Consider the following 401-nt stretch of genomic DNA (forward strand, 5'->3'; position numbering starts at 1 on the left):
GCCGAGGTCGGCCAGGGCGCCGAGGCCGGTTTCGCGAAGGTGTGCGGTGAGCTTGTCGTGGCGGGCGGTGGTGATCTCGCTGGACCGGCCGGGCCGGGCTGAAGAGATCCAGATCAGGTTGCCCTTCTCGTCGGTCAGCGCGAGAAACAGCAGGCCATGGGCCTTGTGTTTCCCGCTGTAGTTCCTGCGGTTGTCCGCTCCGGTGCGGCGCCGGGTGCGGACAGGGTGCCGTCCAGCAGGACGACCACGCCGCCCCGTTGCGCGATCTTCTTCAGGGCTCGGTCCAGGCGCGGGGCGCGGGCGGCTAGTACTGCAATCACAGTTATTGGTAGGGCAGTTGTGAGTTCTGCCGGTGGCTGTGGTTGTGTTCTGCCGTGTCTGTGGATCTTGGGGTGGGGCAG

1 pseudogene is annotated in these 401 nt (G+C 66.8%); it reads right to left on the reverse strand.

What is annotated here, in order from left to right:
* Positions 1–153: pseudogene (locus ADL01_RS47875) on the reverse strand (IS5/IS1182 family transposase); the annotation flags it as partial.
* Between the last annotated feature and the right edge of the window lie 248 nt (positions 154–401).

The organism is Streptomyces sp. NRRL WC-3618 (assembly GCF_001280005.1).
Taxonomy (GTDB): domain Bacteria; phylum Actinomycetota; class Actinomycetes; order Streptomycetales; family Streptomycetaceae; genus Streptomyces.